This window comes from Halapricum salinum (genome assembly GCF_004799665.1).
Classification (GTDB): Archaea; Halobacteriota; Halobacteria; order Halobacteriales; family Haloarculaceae; genus Halapricum; species Halapricum salinum.
Window position 1 is genome coordinate 223,245 of sequence record NZ_CP031310.1, and the last position, 15,671, is coordinate 238,915.

Sequence of the window (15,671 nt, forward strand, 5' to 3'; positions counted from 1 at the left end):
GAACTGTCCAACTGCGCCTGAAAACCCGCGTGCCGCTAGCTGCAGACTCTCTTCTTCAAACTGTTCCACACCGGAGAGGGGAGCGGTTTCTATCGAGACACTGCCTACTCCGCAGCGTCTCGCCGTCGAACGGGTCCGAGTCGCGTGACCTGCTCGTCTTCGACAAGGCGTTCAAGCCCGTCTTCCGTGGGAAATCCGAACGTTGCCGTGTCGAACGCTTGCCCAGGTGCAACGGCGCGGAAGTACTTCCCCTGCGGGTAGTCGGTGAAAATCCGGCGTTGACACCCAGCTAAGTCAAACATGCCAAGGTCATACGAATATTCTTGCCGGGCGATATGTGCCGCACCGTGCCGATACCCGAGCAGCGACCGCGGCTCGAACTCCCGCATTGACTCCACCGGAAACTCATAATTCTTGAACGTTACCGGATCACCTACCGTTAACAGACCGTTTAACGGGTCGTACTCACCGAACCGGATCGGCCCCTCCAATTCAGGTTCGAGTGCCTCCCGAACGTCGTGCATCTGCTCACGATGATCGGTGTGGAACACCCAGTGTACCACGAACCCCAGCCGTAACGCTTCCCGCGTCTTCGCTCGATACGGCTGATCAGACCCAGCAACGAACTCAATCCACCGATTCAGCCCCTCACCGCGTACGAAACAATCCGGCACCCGGTCAGCAACCTTCTTTTCAAACCGGTATTCACCTTCGAACCACGGCTTCCGTTTATCTTTTCGTCGCCGGTCTAACTCTACTTTGCCCCACAGGTGCTCGTCCGACTCCTCACCTGCAGACCGGTACCGGTCAACATCTCCCCAGATCTCGAATCCACTCATACGTGTCTCACCTGCTGGACGGTAGTCATCCACACACCCCTCCGTTTCCACTCCAGGTTCTTCGAAAACGTAGTGCCACCACGCACACGGTGACAACCACTACACTCACGACACCACTGTACCCCCACACACCCCGTTTCAAGTGTTCTCCACAATCGCCACTCAGCACCGGATCGAACGCGCACCCGCCGCAGCGGCCACGCAGATTCACTCGCCCCGACGCACTGAGCGGTCGGGGAACGACGTCGAGACACCACCACGCATCCCGACGGCTGTCTCCGCCCATCAAACCCATGGTCACTCTCACTACTACTCGCAGCGCCAGGCCCACCACAGCCTGCCACACGAGCAGCCACAGCCCGACGTGACCGGTGCTCCACCACGAGCACCGCCGCTCTGCCACGACGGCTACGCCCCCCACCACGGCACCCCCAGCCAACCGGCATCACCTCCCACCCCCGAAACCGCCACCACTCTCCTCATCCGACGCACCCGCATCACCGTCATCACCCGCAGCATCGAGATCGGATGGGATTTGCGCCGTCCGAACCGCCGACGACACTGGAGCTAATTCATCCAACCCCGGGCCATCACCACCCGACCCCTTCGACTCCGCCTGGCCATCTCCAGCCTCCACTACTCGATCCGCCCCACCCTCCTGCTCTTGAGCCGTCCGCAGCGACGACGTCACCGGGTGAAGCTCATCAAGATCCTCATGCGCATCCACATCGTCATCGACACCACCATGGCGACCACCATCAGCCGCGTGTTGGGCAGTCCTTTCAGTCACGTCATCACTCGTCGAACCAGCGTCCGACTCGGACGCACCATCATGGGTCGAACCGTCCGCCCGCACCACCGGCCGCTGCCACGGCTTACGCGCCGATTCACGATCCGCAGCGGCGAATACGTCGCTCCGCGCAATCGGACAGCGGAACCACGCCGCACCCGGTAACGGCTGTACCGTCGTCACATCCGCCGGACTCACCGCACGCGGCTGCGGGGCCAGAAAGACAGGCCACCACGACTGCGTCACAGGATCAGTACACGTCCCGATCCGGCCATCCAACACGAGCTCGCGCACACCGAGCGTAAAGAACTCCGTCGGCTCGTGCCGACACTCCGTGCATTTCACGTGCCCGATCTCGAAAGCCGGTTGCTCAACCGGCCGGAAGGCAAACACAACGACCGGTGCGCCTTCCCGCAGTTTTTCGCCGCAGACTTCACAAACCGCGGCCCCTTCCCCGAGCGCAATTTTATTCAGTTGTTTTATATCTTCAATTAATACCCGGTCGATAGCTTCTTGAGCAGGTAGCTTTGATTCTCTCATGGGTTCGCTCACGTCTGTGGGGAACCCGGCCCGGGTGTCTCAGCACCCAGGCATTCCTGATGATCTTAATGCCCCGAGGGGCCGGTGTCCACATCCATTATGAGTTATCCTATTGGTAAATACCTTTCGGAGATCTCATAATGGTCTCTGATTAGACCGTTAGGACTAATCAGAATGGAACTGAACGATTGAGTAATGCCCGACCGTGACGAAGATTCTGGCCGGTATACCGGCGAGTACTCTACTGAAGATTTTCTTAATGCCATCAGTGACAAAGAAGAGATGGCAGGGACGGGCGATATTGCCGATCATGTAGGTTGTGCCCACGACACAGCGTATAAGCGACTCCAGCAGATGGAAAAAGATGGATTAGTTTTGTCACGAAAAGTAGGGAACACTCTCCTGTGGACACGTCCCGAAGATAATTGATCGCTTATCTTTTTCAAAATATGTCCTCTATCTATTCGATAATGCCTCCATCATCGCATCGTATACTCGAAGGGGTCATGCGACTCATTCACCGTTCCCAGCCCTCATTTCTGTAAAGTCCACACTTTATTATTTAAAGTACAGGCTTTGCTGTGTTCTATGGCTCCCTGAACACGATAGTTACACTTTGTCTGCTAATTCGAGAACAGGGATCGTTTTCTTATTCTCATCCCCATACGTCACCTCGTTATTGCTGAAATCGAAGCGGATGGGTTTGCCGAGATAGGAGGACCGCTCGATCTTGGTCAAAGCGTCCAAGTCGCCGAGCTTCCAGCATATGAACCGGTCGATATGAGTCAGTGGAGTCTCATTTTCGAAGAAATCACTAAGCTTGACCTGTAGTGCTGCGTTCTTGTATCCCTCATCGGTGTCAACGATAGCATTAACCTCTTCGTCCAATCGGAAGTCCGCTATCTCAAGGGTCTCTGGTGATCCATTAGCGCTGTACCGTTCTAATGCTGCGATGACCTCTGCCGGATTCGACGGGGAGAGTCCACCTTGGTCTTTGGTATGCTGGAGGCGTTCTTCGAGTGAGCTTCCCTGCGACTGGATGCTGCGTTGCTTGTTCTCCAGCTTGCGACGTTCGATATAGTTCCTGTACCAAGAATCTTGACACACTTTTGTCATATACCGATTCAGTTCATCAGTGATGGACTGGTAGACGTCGCCAGACTTGTTCCGAATCTTCTCCCGGTTAGCAGAGAGTTCGAGGTCTTGGCAGTTTGCGATGAAGAAGAAGTGGAAGAACTCGTTGTCTGCTCCGATCGCATCGTTGTAGCGTTCGACCTTGATGTGATCTTTCGCCAGCCAGATACCGAACTGTGCTGAGTGCTTACCATAGGTCGGCAGCTTATTCCGTGCTTCCTTTCCACCGACCATCCCCACGACTTCGATCGTTAATTCGCGGCTATCGTCAAGGGTGACGGTCAGCTCACGGGGCGGGTAATGCTTGCACATTTCTTCCGCAACGAACTCGCCCTCTGGATCCCGGTTTTCGGGCGGGAACTGTAGGCGGTTGTCGGTCTCAATCTGATCCTGGGTATCGTCGATTGTCGGCGACAACTCAACGTTGATGTCCATCTCGTGGAAGTCGTCGCCGAAGTGCCACGCGGTGGAGCCGCCGATCGTCTTCCATTTGATGTAGTGCTCAATCTTGTTGTAGGTAAGCTTTCGTGGGTCGAAACCCTGACCAGCACGGAACCCATGTACTTCGATTCGGGTTCGGGACGGTTCGTCGCTCTCCGTCTCTTCGATGGAGTACGTGGGTAGTTCACGGTCGTTCAGTTTCGCCCACGGCTGGTCCATCACCGACTCAATCCGCGTCCCATCTGTGACTGTCTCAACCCGAATCTTGTCGCTTTTGTAGTAGATCTTGGTACCGTGGCCCTTGTATCCGATTGCGTCGTCCTTGTTGGAGTTCCCGAGATCGAAGAACGACGACAGGTCGTCTTCATCCATTCCATGGCCATCATCCTTGATGATGAGAGTGTTCCGTCCCTCGGCATCCTGCTCGATCTTGATATCGACCTGCGTCGCGCCTGCGTCGTAGGAATTGGATAGTGCTTCTCTGATAACTTCCAACGGGTCCTCGAAGTCGCTCGCTATCTCGATGAACTCGTTGACTTCGTTGACTTGTGGTGTCTTATGCATAGGTTGTATCTGTTTCCTCGAAGTATGGATTAATCCGTTCGTTGATCAGCTGGTAGGCGAACTTGCGGAAGCCTTTCTGGTCCTTCACGGCCTCCTCTAAATACTCAGCTACCCGTTCTTTGTCTGCCTCAGCGATCAGTTGACGGAACTTGCGAAGTTCCCTTTGCTGAACCGCGAGATTGTGGGCTGCCACCGAGCCGAGGATGTCCTTCTGATACAGGTCGTCCATCTCGTTCCGCATCCGTGCTCGGTGGAAGTCGTCGTTACAGATCCGGCATTCACAGTCGTCGAAGTTCGCTTCATCTATCGGAACTGTCTCGAACAGGTTGACGCAATACTTCCCGTTGATCGCTTGGTGTAGGTAGGAGGCAGAATCAAAGGTATCAGCCCCGACAGCAACGAGTAGCGGCATTGCGTTCCCCGAAATTCCTAATACGTGTAGAGGGAGGTCGTCATACCCTCGCTGTTGCATCTCCCGCTTACAGTCGGATACTGCTTCGACGAGAACCTCAACGTTGTCTTTTCGCGGTACGAGGCTACCTAACGCAATCCCATCGAACGCTTCAGGGATTGGTTCTGCAAGTTCGTCTTCAATGAGGTCGAAGGATCGTTCGAGCATCGCTTCATAATAGCCATGCACTGTGAGGTAACAGGCCCCGTTAACCTCGTCACGACGCTCTGCGAACCGGGCAGCGTTGGCGGCTGTTTGCTCCATCTTTTCGATCCGCTCCTCGAACTCGTCATCTGGATGGATGGGGTGGTCCAAATTGACCACGATGTCTGGTCCTAAGTCTAGCTGTATGTCTAGCGCCTTATCCTGGTCAATATCCTTCTCGAAGTCCTCACCTTCTAGGCCACCCTGCTTTAGGATTTTGTAGCCGCCGGAGTCTGCGAAGATCATCCCGTCATAGTCGCTGAAACAGTCCCACTCGCGGATCTCGTTGTCGAGATACCATTCCAGCTTCTTCTCCCGAATCCCGTAGTCGGCCAGGGAGGAAATCGAAGTCATCACACCGTTGAAAAGGTCACTGTAGTCTTCACCACCGGTGACTTCGTTGTCGTGAGCAAGGAACTCCTTGATCGTACGGTGGACCCCGCCACCAAATAGCGCGCCCTCGTTACCGCCGCCGTAGAAGTTGATCACCGGGAACAGGTGTGGGGTTTCCAGGGTACGGTCATTAATCTGGAGCTGGCCACGTCGTGCCTCGCCTGCCTCCGCAACGACATCGAATGAGGCCATACTATCAGTCACCGTGCACTGGAATGGAACGGCCGCTGGAAACCAAGTGCTTCAGCCGCTTTCCCTTCATTCCGATACCGGTGCCTTCGATATAGTCAACGGGTACATCAACGGCAGATTCAACCCCATCGACAGCTGGAAGATAGTCCTTTCCCAGATTGATCCATACGTTGTCATACCCGTTAGTAGTGACTTTGCTGGCAATAGCGCTGACGACTTGGTCGTTCAGTTCGTCAGCACGTTCTGTGTCCATCCGACGGTCATAATATCCAATTTCCTGATCAGGTTCCACTACTCCGTGCTCCGCGGATATAATCATAATGTCAATTCCAGACTGAAATCGACCCGTGCGCAATGCCTTCTTTATAATCCTGAAGAAGTATCCATCGTACAAATCGAGAGCAGGAACCGGTGTATCCACCTGTTCCTTCGTTGCAGAACACGATTGGACTAATAACGACGCCATATACTCTGCTGATCGTATGAGGAGACCTTAGTTCTTGGGGATAACCACTAGATGTCTGGAGGCTGGTTGGTTACGCGTTACCGTCAACTGGTAAACCGACCAACGAGCTCGTCGATATTTTCACTGCGGAAATGCTCGGTCAACTGAAGAGCTCGCGGATCAGATGGGTATATTTCACCGCGGCCATACCGGTTGAACGCCGTATCGATAGCACGTCGGTAGGCTTTGTTCGTGGTGTAGGCTATAATTTGGTCAAATTTCTCACCGTACCGGGTCAGGTAACGAGCAAGTCGGTTCGCAACAAGTTCAACTTGGTCGTCATCGGCAGTCGTCAATACATACTCGTAGCTCATCACCGGGTCAGCCTCTTCGAAGTCCTCAGGTACCGGCCCGTATAGCCCTGAGATGGACACCTTATGATATCGCTCACGGTAGTCCTCAAGCCGGGAGAGGACAGCCTGATGTGTCCGTGACTTCGAATACGGCTTCTCCTGACTACAGGGTAGAATCAGTAGTACATCTGCCTCGCTCGGCGGCTGATACTCGTCGTGCTGGAGGATATCGAAGTCATTTGGCCCGTGTTTCAGCGAGATGGTCCGTTTCTTCCGTGTCGTGTCCTCGACTCCTTCGAGGAAGCTAGATAGCTTGGTCTGGAACGTCTCGTCATCCGGTCCGGCAACTAACCCTTCGTAACCGATGTCTGCAAGTTGTTCGCGGAGCTCTGGGTTGTGTAGCTGAGCCCGCTTCAACGCTTTCTCAACGATATTCTTTCCCTGTGCGAAGTTAGCAACACGTTCGAGCAAACTCCCATCATCAATGGCGTCACGAACTTGTTGCATCTGGCGGCTGTACAGCTCAAAGTTATGATGAGCTATCTGTGCGTAGTATTCACTCTTGAAGTGAGTCCCGTGTTCACCCTCAATAGGCTTGTTACTGATATCGGATTCCAGAAGGGCGTGCCGCATATCACCGAAGTGGATGTTCTGGCAGGCTTGACAGTTACAGGGCCATTCCTCCCAATCATCAATTTGGTCCAAACTGACTCGTTGCCAGCTATCGGGGTGGATGAATTTCTTATTGCGGGCCGCATACTGATAGCTTCTCGAATCAAACGTATCGACGCCGAGGAGAGACAGTAGAGGACAGAGCCTTCCGCTTATGCCGAAGACGTGGAATGCGATTTCGTCGTAACGGTCCTCGGGTATCGCGTCTCTTGCCCCTTGAACGATATCGACCAAGGTATCTGGAGAGCTGCTGAGGGGAACAAGTGAACCCAGGGCGAACCCCTCGAAGGCCTCAGCAAGTTCATCGGCGCGGTCCAGAAATTGACTGACATACCAGTTGACATCCTCGTAGTTGTGGCCGTGTATGGCCACATACATAGACGGCGTCTCCTCCAGCTCGCGCTCGTCGAGCAACTGGAGAGTTTCAACCGCGTTATCGATACTCTTCTCCATCCGTTCAGTGGTTTCTTGCTTATTCAGGTTCTGTGGAATCGGAAAGTCCAAGGTGGCAATGATATCCGCGCCGTAGTCAATCTGCAAGTCCAAGATGCTCTCTGGATTCGTGTAGATATCCCAGTCGTTCGCACTACCGCCTTCGTCAGGCGTCTGTCCGAACTTCGTCGAGTTCATCAACTTAAATCCGCCCGAGTCGATGAATAGCGGTTGATCAAACCCGGGCTCAACGTCACTCTCCTCGAAATGCTGTTTGAGCGGCTTCTCTCGCCACTCTTCCAGATTGTCAGGGGTGAGATTGTAGTCGAGAAACGACATCGCTTGGAACATAATCCCCTGGACGCTGTCGCTCTCAAAGAGGTGCCGACGGGTATACCGCCAGATACCACCGGATTCTGTTGTCGTCCCTCCAATCAAATTTACAACAGGTAGAAGCTCGGGCGTCTGGATACAGCCGGCGGGCGTGTCTATTTCTCCTCGGCGGCCGTATGAAGCCTTTTCAAGAGTCTTGAATGCCGACATCAAATGACCTGTGTAGTAACTCTATCGTTGCCCTCAATTAACTTCTCGTTCTCTAAATTGTCATATCTCCAATCCATCTCCGGAGTCACTATAACTTTCAGCGAGTGGTTCAAAGTTAAGTATGCCACAGATAATACCACAGTATGGCTCAAAACCTATCTGGAGAACACTCCCTCACATCAGAGGATATCTCCGAGGCTGAGCGAACCTTACACGTCGGACGTGACCGGCCGATTCGTCTAAGTACAGGTCACCGGATTCTACACCATGACGGCAAGTGCAGCCGTCCCCATGGGCATAACTACAAAATCAGCGTCTCGATAACTGGCACCCTAACCAGCGAAGGGTGGGTCATCGATAAGGGAGACGTCACTTCTGTATTATCCGAGTGGGATCACCGATTTCTCGTGGAGAAGGGCGATCCACTGATCGAGGCTTTTGAGGACAGCGGCGAAGGCGATGCCCTAATCGTGCTCGACCAGCCCCCGACAGCCGAGGTGATGGGGATCGTTCTTGAACGACGGCTGGAGGAAACATTACCGGAGACGGTCAGTAATGTCGCAGTTGAGGTTCGAGAAACCGGTGAGCTCGCTGCCGGAGGAGCTCTATAGAGCAATGCCGGTGAATTCGGATGTTCCAACGGTTGAGGAGGGTTCTACTGGTACAGAAACGAAGGACGGGCTGCCAGTGAATGAATTGTTCTACTCGTTACAAGGCGAGGGGAAAATCGCCGGGATGCCGAGCGTGTTCGTTCGGACGAGTGGTTGCAATCTCCGGTGCTGGTTCTGTGACTCGTTCCATACCAGCTGGGATCCGACCCACGCCTGGCTCGATGTCGATGCTGTCATCAATCGTGTCACCGATTATAAGAAAGCAAACCACGTCGTCGTGACCGGCGGTGAACCATTGCTACACGACGAGACGACCAATCTGTTAGACCGCCTCAGCGATGCTGGCTACCATACTACCGTCGAAACCAACGGTACGATCTATCACGATACTTCCATCGATCTAGTGAGTATCAGTCCCAAACTGGCGAGCAGCACCCCGACTGCGGCAAAGGACCCACAGGGCGATGGGGAATGGGCAGATCGGCACGCTGATCGACGGATCGACATAGACACTCTCTGCCAGCTGGTGGAGGCCTATGATTTCCAGCTGAAATTTGTAGTTACAGATAGAGATGATATGGCCGAGATCAACCGGTTAGTTGATCGGCTTCGGGACGCTGCAGATGCGGTGATTCGGGATTCAGACGTTTTGTTGATGCCGGAGGGTTCGACCCGTGAACGATTATCGGAAACCCGTGAACTGACTGCGGAGGTAGCGATGGAGTACGGATATCAATACACGCCTCGACTTCACGTTGAGCTCTGGAACGACGCACCCGAAACATAGTGTCAAATTATACAGCCATGACGACTACTCAAGGAGATAGCACGGATAGCGCGGTTGTCCTTGTATCGGGCGGGATGGATAGTGCGACTGCAGCTTTTGAGGCGAAGCACAGGGGATATGACTTGTACTTCCTCCACACAACCTACGGCCAACAAACAGCGGACAAAGAGTCAGAGTGTGCCCGAGAATTGGCCGACTATATGGATGTCACGGACTTCCTTCACATCGAAACAGACCACTTAGCTCGGATCGGTGCTTCCAGCCTTACTGACGAGAACATCGATGTGGAAGAAGTCGATCTCGATAGCGATGAGATACCGTCAAGCTACGTTCCGTTCCGGAACTCGAACCTGCTATCAATGGCCACGTCGTACGCTGAAGCAAACGACTGTGGGGCCATCTTTATTGGTGCACACAGCGAGGATTACTCCGGTTACCCGGATTGCCGCCCGGAATTCTTTGATGCGTTCCAGCAGATTATAGATATCGGGACGAAACCAGAGACGTCAATCGATTTGGTGGCACCGTTCGTGGATTGGACGAAAACAGAGATTGCGGAGCGTGGTCTAAATCTCGGTGTTCCGTACGAGCTTACGTGGAGCTGTTACCGCAATGAGGAACCAGCCTGTGGTACTTGCGATGCATGTGCCTACCGACTCAAAGCATTCCAAGACGTAGGAATGAAGGATCCGATTAGATATCGAGAGCGCCCTAGCTACAGTGACTGATAAGACGTGAAGCTGTTTAAGAGGCAAACAATTCTTATTGGTGCGTCTTAGTGCTCATATCATGGGCGAATTTGCGGACGAGGTCGTTAAGCGGTTGAAAGATCATTTAGCACAGTTCTGCACATCTTATAAGTGGGACACTGAATACCTTATTGCAGAAACACCAGTTGACATCGCAGGAATCGATGGTGATCGGTACGTGTTAATCGAACTCGAATGGCGTCGGGCGGACCCAGCTGACAATGCCGCGAAGATTTTTCGCCATCTCAGTACGAGGGAGATTCCTGCTGACCAAGTTATAATTTTGCAGTTATTTACCAACCATTACAATCTCATTTCGGACGGCGTCTCGTCCAAGCGAAAGAACGCGGAATTCGTGGGCAAAACTGCCGCTGGTACTATTGACTATCTCACCTACCAACCCCTTGATTTTGACATCGATCCACCAAGATCGGGTGAGGAACGCCCCAACAAGTGGGAAGAGATAACTGATGATGTATCTGCAACAATCTCGTCAATAGTTAGTTGCTCCTGACGATGTATTGATTAACTCCTGTGTGAGTCTCCCTGAGGAACAGTGCTATACTGGTCAATCGGATTGATCACCAGTAAATTGGGCTTCGTTCTTAACTCTCCCAATTGCACCGTTCAGTCCATAAATAAGTGTAGCTGCGACATCGAAAGCTTCCCTCCGCTGGAGCTTTGAGATGGGCCTTGTTACAAACTCTTCCCCGTCGGTATTGATACCGGTGATAGGAATCACTGAATAATCGTCGTCACCCATCGTTCCATCGAGCCGAACTAAGATCGTATCATCTTCGTCATAAACCCATTCGATATAATAGTCGTCATGGATGTGCTCAGTCCATCCTGAAGGGTAATAATCGATATGCTCGGTTTCACTTTCAGGCATCTTAGTATGTAAAACAGTGATTCCAAAGTATGTAAAACCGGTCGTCTGTCCTTCTGGTGTCGGGCTTCCAAGGATCAAATGTTAGAGTGAGAAATTTATTGACGACGAACCGGGCAACATATCTACTGAAGATCACTCATATACTTCCTTCAAAGCCCTAATTCGACGTCTAAATACGTAGCTACGCTTCCGTACTCATTCTCCATAATTTCACAGAGCTCACGGTTGACCGTCAGACCGCTGTGAGTGATATTTGCAGATCCTACGTACACCAATTCGGGGCCCACGACGGCTTTCGCATGTAGATCATCTACGGTAGTCATCGAGGTGTTTCCCATACGGGAGACAAGTGAGCGCATGTAGTCGTTGTGTTGTTCGCCAGTGCGAACGTAGAAATCGACATCCGTGTTCAATTCTCTAATCGCCGCGGACAGGGAAAGTCGGCGGCTCGACAATTTATCGGTGAGTGGAAAGCGCAGTTCCACATCGCTGAGCCAGGGCGAACAGATCGCCATACGTTGGGCGTGAACGAGAGAGTACCCGATAAAGTACGATAGCCCACTAGAGGGTAAAGAAAATGCTCGTACCATCGATCTCACCTCCTGGAAGCATCTCTCGCTCGATCATTTGAGACGCGGCATCTTCGGAGGGAACTCTTTCGATCAGCATCTCTCGGAGACTTTCAAGCAAGACGTAGCTCAAGCTTTCCGACTGGTCGTGTGCCGATATGCACTCCGCTAAGTGTAGATTCTCGACACAACCGTCGATATCCGGAGAGAAAAACAGGGATTTCACCCGATCAAGGTCTCCAACATCGTGTGGCATTTTTCTGACCGCATCAGCAGGGAATTCATTGTTGCCCGCTACCTGCTCTTTTGAGACGGTCTGTTTGATTCGGTATGCCGTTTCGGTTGAGATGCCTTCCTCACTCGAAAGCTGCCTAGCTCGATCAATCGAGGAGAGCACTTCATCCACGATCAGATCGGCGACATCGGGGAAGATCGGAGTTTCATCCATATCACGGACGACTTCTCGAACGGTGTGTTCGTCTGGGTCTTCCGGTATTCGTTCCACGAAACCCTCCGACGCCCAGAGTCTCTCGTTGATGACCTGTGGATTATAGCAGATATGGGTCAGCGCGTTTAGTGCCGTACCCGGATCGGTCTGGAGGTCTTCGTAAACCAGATCAACGATGCCTTGGCCACCCTGAGACCGCTCAAACACATACACCTCGTCGGCTTCGTGATCAATCCCGTAGAAGAGCATACTTGGATTGACTCCGCCAATATCGGCGACCAACTGGGTGAAACAGTGCGCCGCTGTATGCCGAGCCACTTCATTGAGTGATAACTCATTCAGCGACTTGTAGCGACGTACTCGTTTCTTAGTCTCTTCGTCAATGTCGGACACGAAGTCGCTCAGGTCGAAAATCAACCCTCGGGTATCGAGCGAGAAACCCAAGGGCCGATTCCCGGTCGTGATTTCCTGAGAAATCCGATCCTCGCCGGTGAATATGAACTCATTTTCATCACCAACGGGTCGTGCCGGTGTGATTTCAAGGGATACTCCCGTGAGAGTTACTTTCCCAGTAATGTCAGCGAGGGTTGCTCTCCCCCGTGTCGCTTCCTCTTGACGCCCTTCAAGTCTAGTCTCTACTTCCGGGTTAGAATGGATTTTTCCGAACGCTCTATCGTTATGACGTAAGCACCGATCCTCTTTAAGAATCTGGAAACACTCGGGACAGTACCTGACGATATTCAGAGCGCGACCGCCGCTGAGATCTTCTATATCGTCAAGAGTGATAGAGTCCGGAGTAATCATGCCGTCGCGCCGGTCACCGGGGACGTCCTCAAAGGAGAATCTGACCCCGTCATCATCAGCAATGGTTTCGGGTAGGTAGGCTTGCAAATGACCTGCTTCTTGTTGATACTCGCTACGGTACGGAGCATAGGTCTGAACGAGTTTGTCGATAGACTGTTCGTCGCCACTCTCATCGTCCTCCCCATAGAACACCGTGAAGTACTTCCCAGCGTCTTGGAAGTAGTTCGGGGGAACGTACCAGACGGTGCCTTCAAGCGAACGGTGGTCAACTTTCAGGAACCGGTCATAATAATACGCCCCTCGAAGGAGATGCTTGACGTAGTACAGGCTCTTATCGTTCTGTTCAATAGAGTTGTATTCGCCGAGCTGAGTCAGCGTCTGTCTGAGATAGTAGATCTGTTTACGCTTCGTTGCCGTCTTATCGAGCTCCTCGCTTTCAATCGCGCGGCTGGCTGTATCAACGCGGTCAACCACCTGATCAACGGACGTCGGCAGTTCTGGAAGGTTAACAGACACGTATTCTCGGTCAACGACACGCCGGAGTCTCTCGACGTCACTCGTTATCCCGTAGAGATCAGGGATCAGATCGTCTAATGCTTCGACTTGTTCAGTAGGCGGAGTTTCAGCGAGGTTTGTGACGGAGGTTCGAAGCTCTTCTAGAGTTGATTCCAAGGCATCGAGCTGTGATTTGACCTTCTCTTCGGTACTGACATCGGAATCTTCGATTTCGTCGATTAGCACTTGTCGCTGGCTACAGAATTCCAAGAAATCAGTTCTTATCTCTGAGACTAGAGACCGAGCCAAGTCTTCTCTTTGCATAGACTGCCCAACCTGATCCTCGATGAGATCTGAAATCTCAGGCTGTGTCACGTCCTCCCTAAGCTCGGACAGAACCTGATCTACAGTCTCAACCGGCTCCTCTCCATGTAATGCAGGGAGCTGACTCTCACTCACGTCAATTCCGAACTCTCGGCGCAATACAGCTGCAGGTTCCGTGATGAACTCGTAGTACTGTTTGTAGCCCAGTTCTGAACAAAGGAACTGTTCGAGGAACTCTTCCTTCCGGTCAATTGACCCAGAGAACCACTCTTTCGAGACAGCTGTTGATGTTTCGTAGAACTTCTCGAACTGGTCGTGGATCCAGGCAATCACGTGATTATCCGTCTTCAATGGCGTTCGGATTTCAGACCCGAGGAAACGGTCGGCACGATAGAACATATTCGCGTCCTGAGTGAGATCCGAGAGGAATACGACAATGTGTGAGTCGGTGTCTTCCTTCCGCGCTGCTCGTCCCGCACGCTGAATGAATGACGACAGATCCCACGGCGTCCGATACTGCGTGACGATAGTGATCTCACCGACGTCAATCCCGACCTCAAGGAAGCTCGTCGAGAGCAGCAGGTCGCTCTCGGCTGTTGCAGCAGCGTCGAACCCAGCGTCTGAGTAGACAGATTCGAAGCGAAGTGAAGATTCAATGAAGTCGCAGTCCATCTCCTTAGCTACCCGATCCCAGTTAGAGTAATCGCTTCCAGTTCTGTGATACCGCCAGAGTTCGTTTGCTCGATCAGCGTCCTCCAGTTGCGCCCTCTTTTGGTTCACTTGGCTTATACTGTCGATGAATGAGAGGATTTTCCCGCGCTCACCGGTCTCGCTGTTCAAGAGGCTATGTCCAAGCAACATCAACTGCTGGATGGCCATCGATGAGACCCCAGGACCTTCCTCCGACGTTTTGAGGAAGTAGTAGTGCTCCTTGTCCTCGTGGTCCGTTCGGAAATCGGAGTCAGGCGGCGCGACTGATTCAACTCGTCCACTTGGAACGGGAAAGAGATCAGTAGCAAATCGCTGTGGATCATCGACCGTCGCGCTTGAGCCTAGCCAGAGCAGCGAATGGTCCGTTATCGCCTCGATATTTTGTGCTATATTTGCAGTATGTGCTCCTCTGAGCCCGGTGTACAGGTGGACTTCGTCGAATACAATCGTATCGGCCCGGTCAATGATGTTGTAGTTCGGTTTGAGTGAGAATAGCTCCAGAGATTCTAACGTCGTCAGAAGAATGTCCGGTCCAGGCTGATTTTTGATATCAGTCCGATTAAGCAGGACCTCCCGATCAGAGAAGGAGTGTGCATCATTGTTCTCGCAAACCAGGCGGTAAGTCGAACTTCCTCCTTGGTAGGTGAATGAGTGAGTTTCGTCGTCTCCACACCAGCAATCGGCGAGCTTGAATCGACGCGTGCCATGCTGATTAGCAAAAAATGCGTCTTTCCTTTCAACCTCTGATGACGTATACGGTGTGTTGCTGGTCCATACCCCAACAGAAAGGCTAGTGTCGTGCTCTGTTCTAAGGTTGTACAAGTGTTCTAGAATCCGTCCGAGTTGGTCCTGTAGGAGAGCCCGACTCGGATAGACGACGATTGCCAAGTCCTGTTGATCTTCTGCTAACAGCTGATAGAGTGGGCCGAGAAACGCTTCTGTCTTTCCAAAGCCTGTGGGTGCCGAGAAAATCGCGCCACGCGAGTTGTTGGATGACCGTCGATCCGCATCGAGGTCGCGGATCAGTTGCCAGCTTTCGACCTGAAAGTCGAGTGGCTTGAAATCGAAGAGTTCGATGATGTCAGCAACGAACTGATCGTCACCAGTGTATTTACTCGTGGCTCGTCGATCCTGTGGCCTCTGTGTGTACTTGACACCATCCGTGATGTAAGGAGGATTGTCTTGGTCAGCATCGAATATCTGGGTGTTTGAGAGAAAACCGCGAATCAGCGGTCGGATATCATCAGGGATTCGTGAGGCATTCGAGTTCCGATCAAAGTACTTCATG

Annotated in this window: 13 protein-coding genes; 5 read left to right on the forward strand and 8 right to left on the reverse strand. The window is 52.6% G+C overall.

All coding sequences use genetic code 11. The features are described 5' to 3' along the window. Positions 1–104: 104 nt before the first annotated feature. Together DV733_RS01135 and DV733_RS01140 are read right to left on the reverse strand one after the other, a co-directional pair. Positions 105–839 (reverse strand): hypothetical protein, encoded by a 735-nt coding sequence (locus DV733_RS01135; RefSeq protein ID WP_049993355.1) that lies wholly within the window; start codon positions 837–839, stop codon positions 105–107. A gap of 445 nt (positions 840–1,284) precedes the next feature. Then, on the reverse strand, positions 1,285–2,169 hold the full coding sequence (locus tag DV733_RS01140) for a hypothetical protein (RefSeq protein ID WP_202594270.1): 885 nt from the start codon (positions 2,167–2,169) through the stop codon (positions 1,285–1,287). 195 nt (positions 2,170–2,364) lie between these two features. Between DV733_RS01140 and DV733_RS01145 the strand changes: the two genes are divergently transcribed. Beyond that, positions 2,365–2,598 (forward strand): helix-turn-helix domain-containing protein, encoded by a 234-nt coding sequence (locus DV733_RS01145; RefSeq protein ID WP_079979394.1) that lies wholly within the window; start codon positions 2,365–2,367, stop codon positions 2,596–2,598. A gap of 180 nt (positions 2,599–2,778) precedes the next feature. Here the strand turns inward: DV733_RS01145 and DV733_RS01150 are convergent, their stop codons facing one another. From DV733_RS01150 to DV733_RS01165, 4 genes are all read right to left on the reverse strand, one after another. Continuing rightward, complete coding sequence (locus DV733_RS01150; RefSeq protein ID WP_049993356.1) at positions 2,779–4,308, reverse strand: ATP-binding protein; 1,530 nt, start codon at positions 4,306–4,308, stop codon at positions 2,779–2,781. Continuing rightward, positions 4,301–5,548 carry a tRNA-guanine transglycosylase gene (locus tag DV733_RS01155; RefSeq protein ID WP_049993357.1) on the reverse strand — a complete coding sequence of 416 codons (1,248 nt, stop codon included), beginning with the start codon at positions 5,546–5,548 and terminating at the stop codon, positions 4,301–4,303. Before DV733_RS01155 ends, DV733_RS01150 begins: the two co-directional genes overlap by 8 nt. Positions 5,549–5,552: 4 nt before the next feature. Continuing rightward, positions 5,553–6,014 carry a DUF6884 domain-containing protein gene (locus DV733_RS17795; RefSeq protein WP_049993358.1) on the reverse strand — a complete coding sequence of 154 codons (462 nt, stop codon included), beginning with the start codon at positions 6,012–6,014 and terminating at the stop codon, positions 5,553–5,555. A gap of 83 nt (positions 6,015–6,097) precedes the next feature. Continuing rightward, positions 6,098–7,993, reverse strand: coding sequence for a tRNA-guanine transglycosylase (locus DV733_RS01165; protein WP_161569331.1), 1,896 nt, complete (start codon positions 7,991–7,993; stop codon positions 6,098–6,100). 143 nt (positions 7,994–8,136) lie between these two features. Here DV733_RS01165 and DV733_RS01170 point away from each other — a divergent pair, with 143 nt between their 5' ends. The 4 genes from DV733_RS01170 (at position 8,137) to DV733_RS01185 (ending at position 10,654) form a co-directional block, all read left to right on the forward strand. Continuing rightward, on the forward strand, positions 8,137–8,604 hold the full coding sequence (locus DV733_RS01170; RefSeq protein ID WP_079979395.1) for a 6-pyruvoyl trahydropterin synthase family protein: 468 nt from the start codon (positions 8,137–8,139) through the stop codon (positions 8,602–8,604). 4 nt (positions 8,605–8,608) lie between these two features. Continuing rightward, entirely contained in the window at positions 8,609–9,391 is a 783-nt protein-coding gene (locus tag DV733_RS01175) for a 7-carboxy-7-deazaguanine synthase QueE (protein WP_049994301.1), read from the forward strand. Positions 9,392–9,408: 17 nt separating this feature from the next. Next, the gene (gene queC / locus DV733_RS01180; protein WP_049993360.1) at positions 9,409–10,119 is read left to right on the forward strand and encodes a 7-cyano-7-deazaguanine synthase QueC; all 711 of its coding nucleotides are present in this window, start codon (positions 9,409–9,411) and stop codon (positions 10,117–10,119) included. A gap of 61 nt (positions 10,120–10,180) precedes the next feature. Next, positions 10,181–10,654 (forward strand): hypothetical protein, encoded by a 474-nt coding sequence (locus DV733_RS01185; protein WP_049993361.1) that lies wholly within the window; start codon positions 10,181–10,183, stop codon positions 10,652–10,654. 54 nt (positions 10,655–10,708) lie between these two features. Here DV733_RS01185 and DV733_RS01190 read toward each other — a convergent pair whose 3' ends face one another. Then, the gene (locus DV733_RS01190; protein WP_049993362.1) at positions 10,709–11,032 is read right to left on the reverse strand and encodes a hypothetical protein; all 324 of its coding nucleotides are present in this window, start codon (positions 11,030–11,032) and stop codon (positions 10,709–10,711) included. Positions 11,033–11,593: 561 nt separating this feature from the next. Then, positions 11,594–15,670 carry a DEAD/DEAH box helicase gene (locus tag DV733_RS01200; protein WP_049993363.1) on the reverse strand — a complete coding sequence of 1,359 codons (4,077 nt, stop codon included), beginning with the start codon at positions 15,668–15,670 and terminating at the stop codon, positions 11,594–11,596. Between the last annotated feature and the right edge of the window lies 1 nt (position 15,671).

Bases quoted from the DNA above. Each gene is read 5' to 3' on its own strand.
- DV733_RS01200 (WP_049993363.1), bottom strand. From the start codon at position 15,670: ATGAAGTACTTTGATCGGAACTCGAATGCCTCACGAATCCCTGATGAT.
- DV733_RS01185 (WP_049993361.1), top strand. From the start codon at position 10,181: ATGGGCGAATTTGCGGACGAGGTCGTTAAGCGGTTGAAAGATCATTTA.
- DV733_RS01175 (WP_049994301.1), top strand. From the start codon at position 8,609: ATGCCGGTGAATTCGGATGTTCCAACGGTTGAGGAGGGTTCTACTGGT.
- DV733_RS01170 (WP_079979395.1), top strand. From the start codon at position 8,137: ATGGCTCAAAACCTATCTGGAGAACACTCCCTCACATCAGAGGATATC.
- DV733_RS01165 (WP_161569331.1), bottom strand. From the start codon at position 7,993: ATGTCGGCATTCAAGACTCTTGAAAAGGCTTCATACGGCCGCCGAGGA.
- DV733_RS01190 (WP_049993362.1), bottom strand. From the start codon at position 11,032: ATGCCTGAAAGTGAAACCGAGCATATCGATTATTACCCTTCAGGATGG.
- DV733_RS01145 (WP_079979394.1), top strand. From the start codon at position 2,365: ATGCCCGACCGTGACGAAGATTCTGGCCGGTATACCGGCGAGTACTCT.
- DV733_RS01150 (WP_049993356.1), bottom strand. From the start codon at position 4,308: ATGCATAAGACACCACAAGTCAACGAAGTCAACGAGTTCATCGAGATA.
- DV733_RS01140 (WP_202594270.1), bottom strand. From the start codon at position 2,169: ATGAGAGAATCAAAGCTACCTGCTCAAGAAGCTATCGACCGGGTATTA.
- DV733_RS17795 (WP_049993358.1), bottom strand. From the start codon at position 6,014: ATGGCGTCGTTATTAGTCCAATCGTGTTCTGCAACGAAGGAACAGGTG.
- DV733_RS01155 (WP_049993357.1), bottom strand. From the start codon at position 5,548: ATGGCCTCATTCGATGTCGTTGCGGAGGCAGGCGAGGCACGACGTGGC.
- queC (WP_049993360.1), top strand. From the start codon at position 9,409: ATGACGACTACTCAAGGAGATAGCACGGATAGCGCGGTTGTCCTTGTA.
- DV733_RS01135 (WP_049993355.1), bottom strand. From the start codon at position 839: ATGAGTGGATTCGAGATCTGGGGAGATGTTGACCGGTACCGGTCTGCA.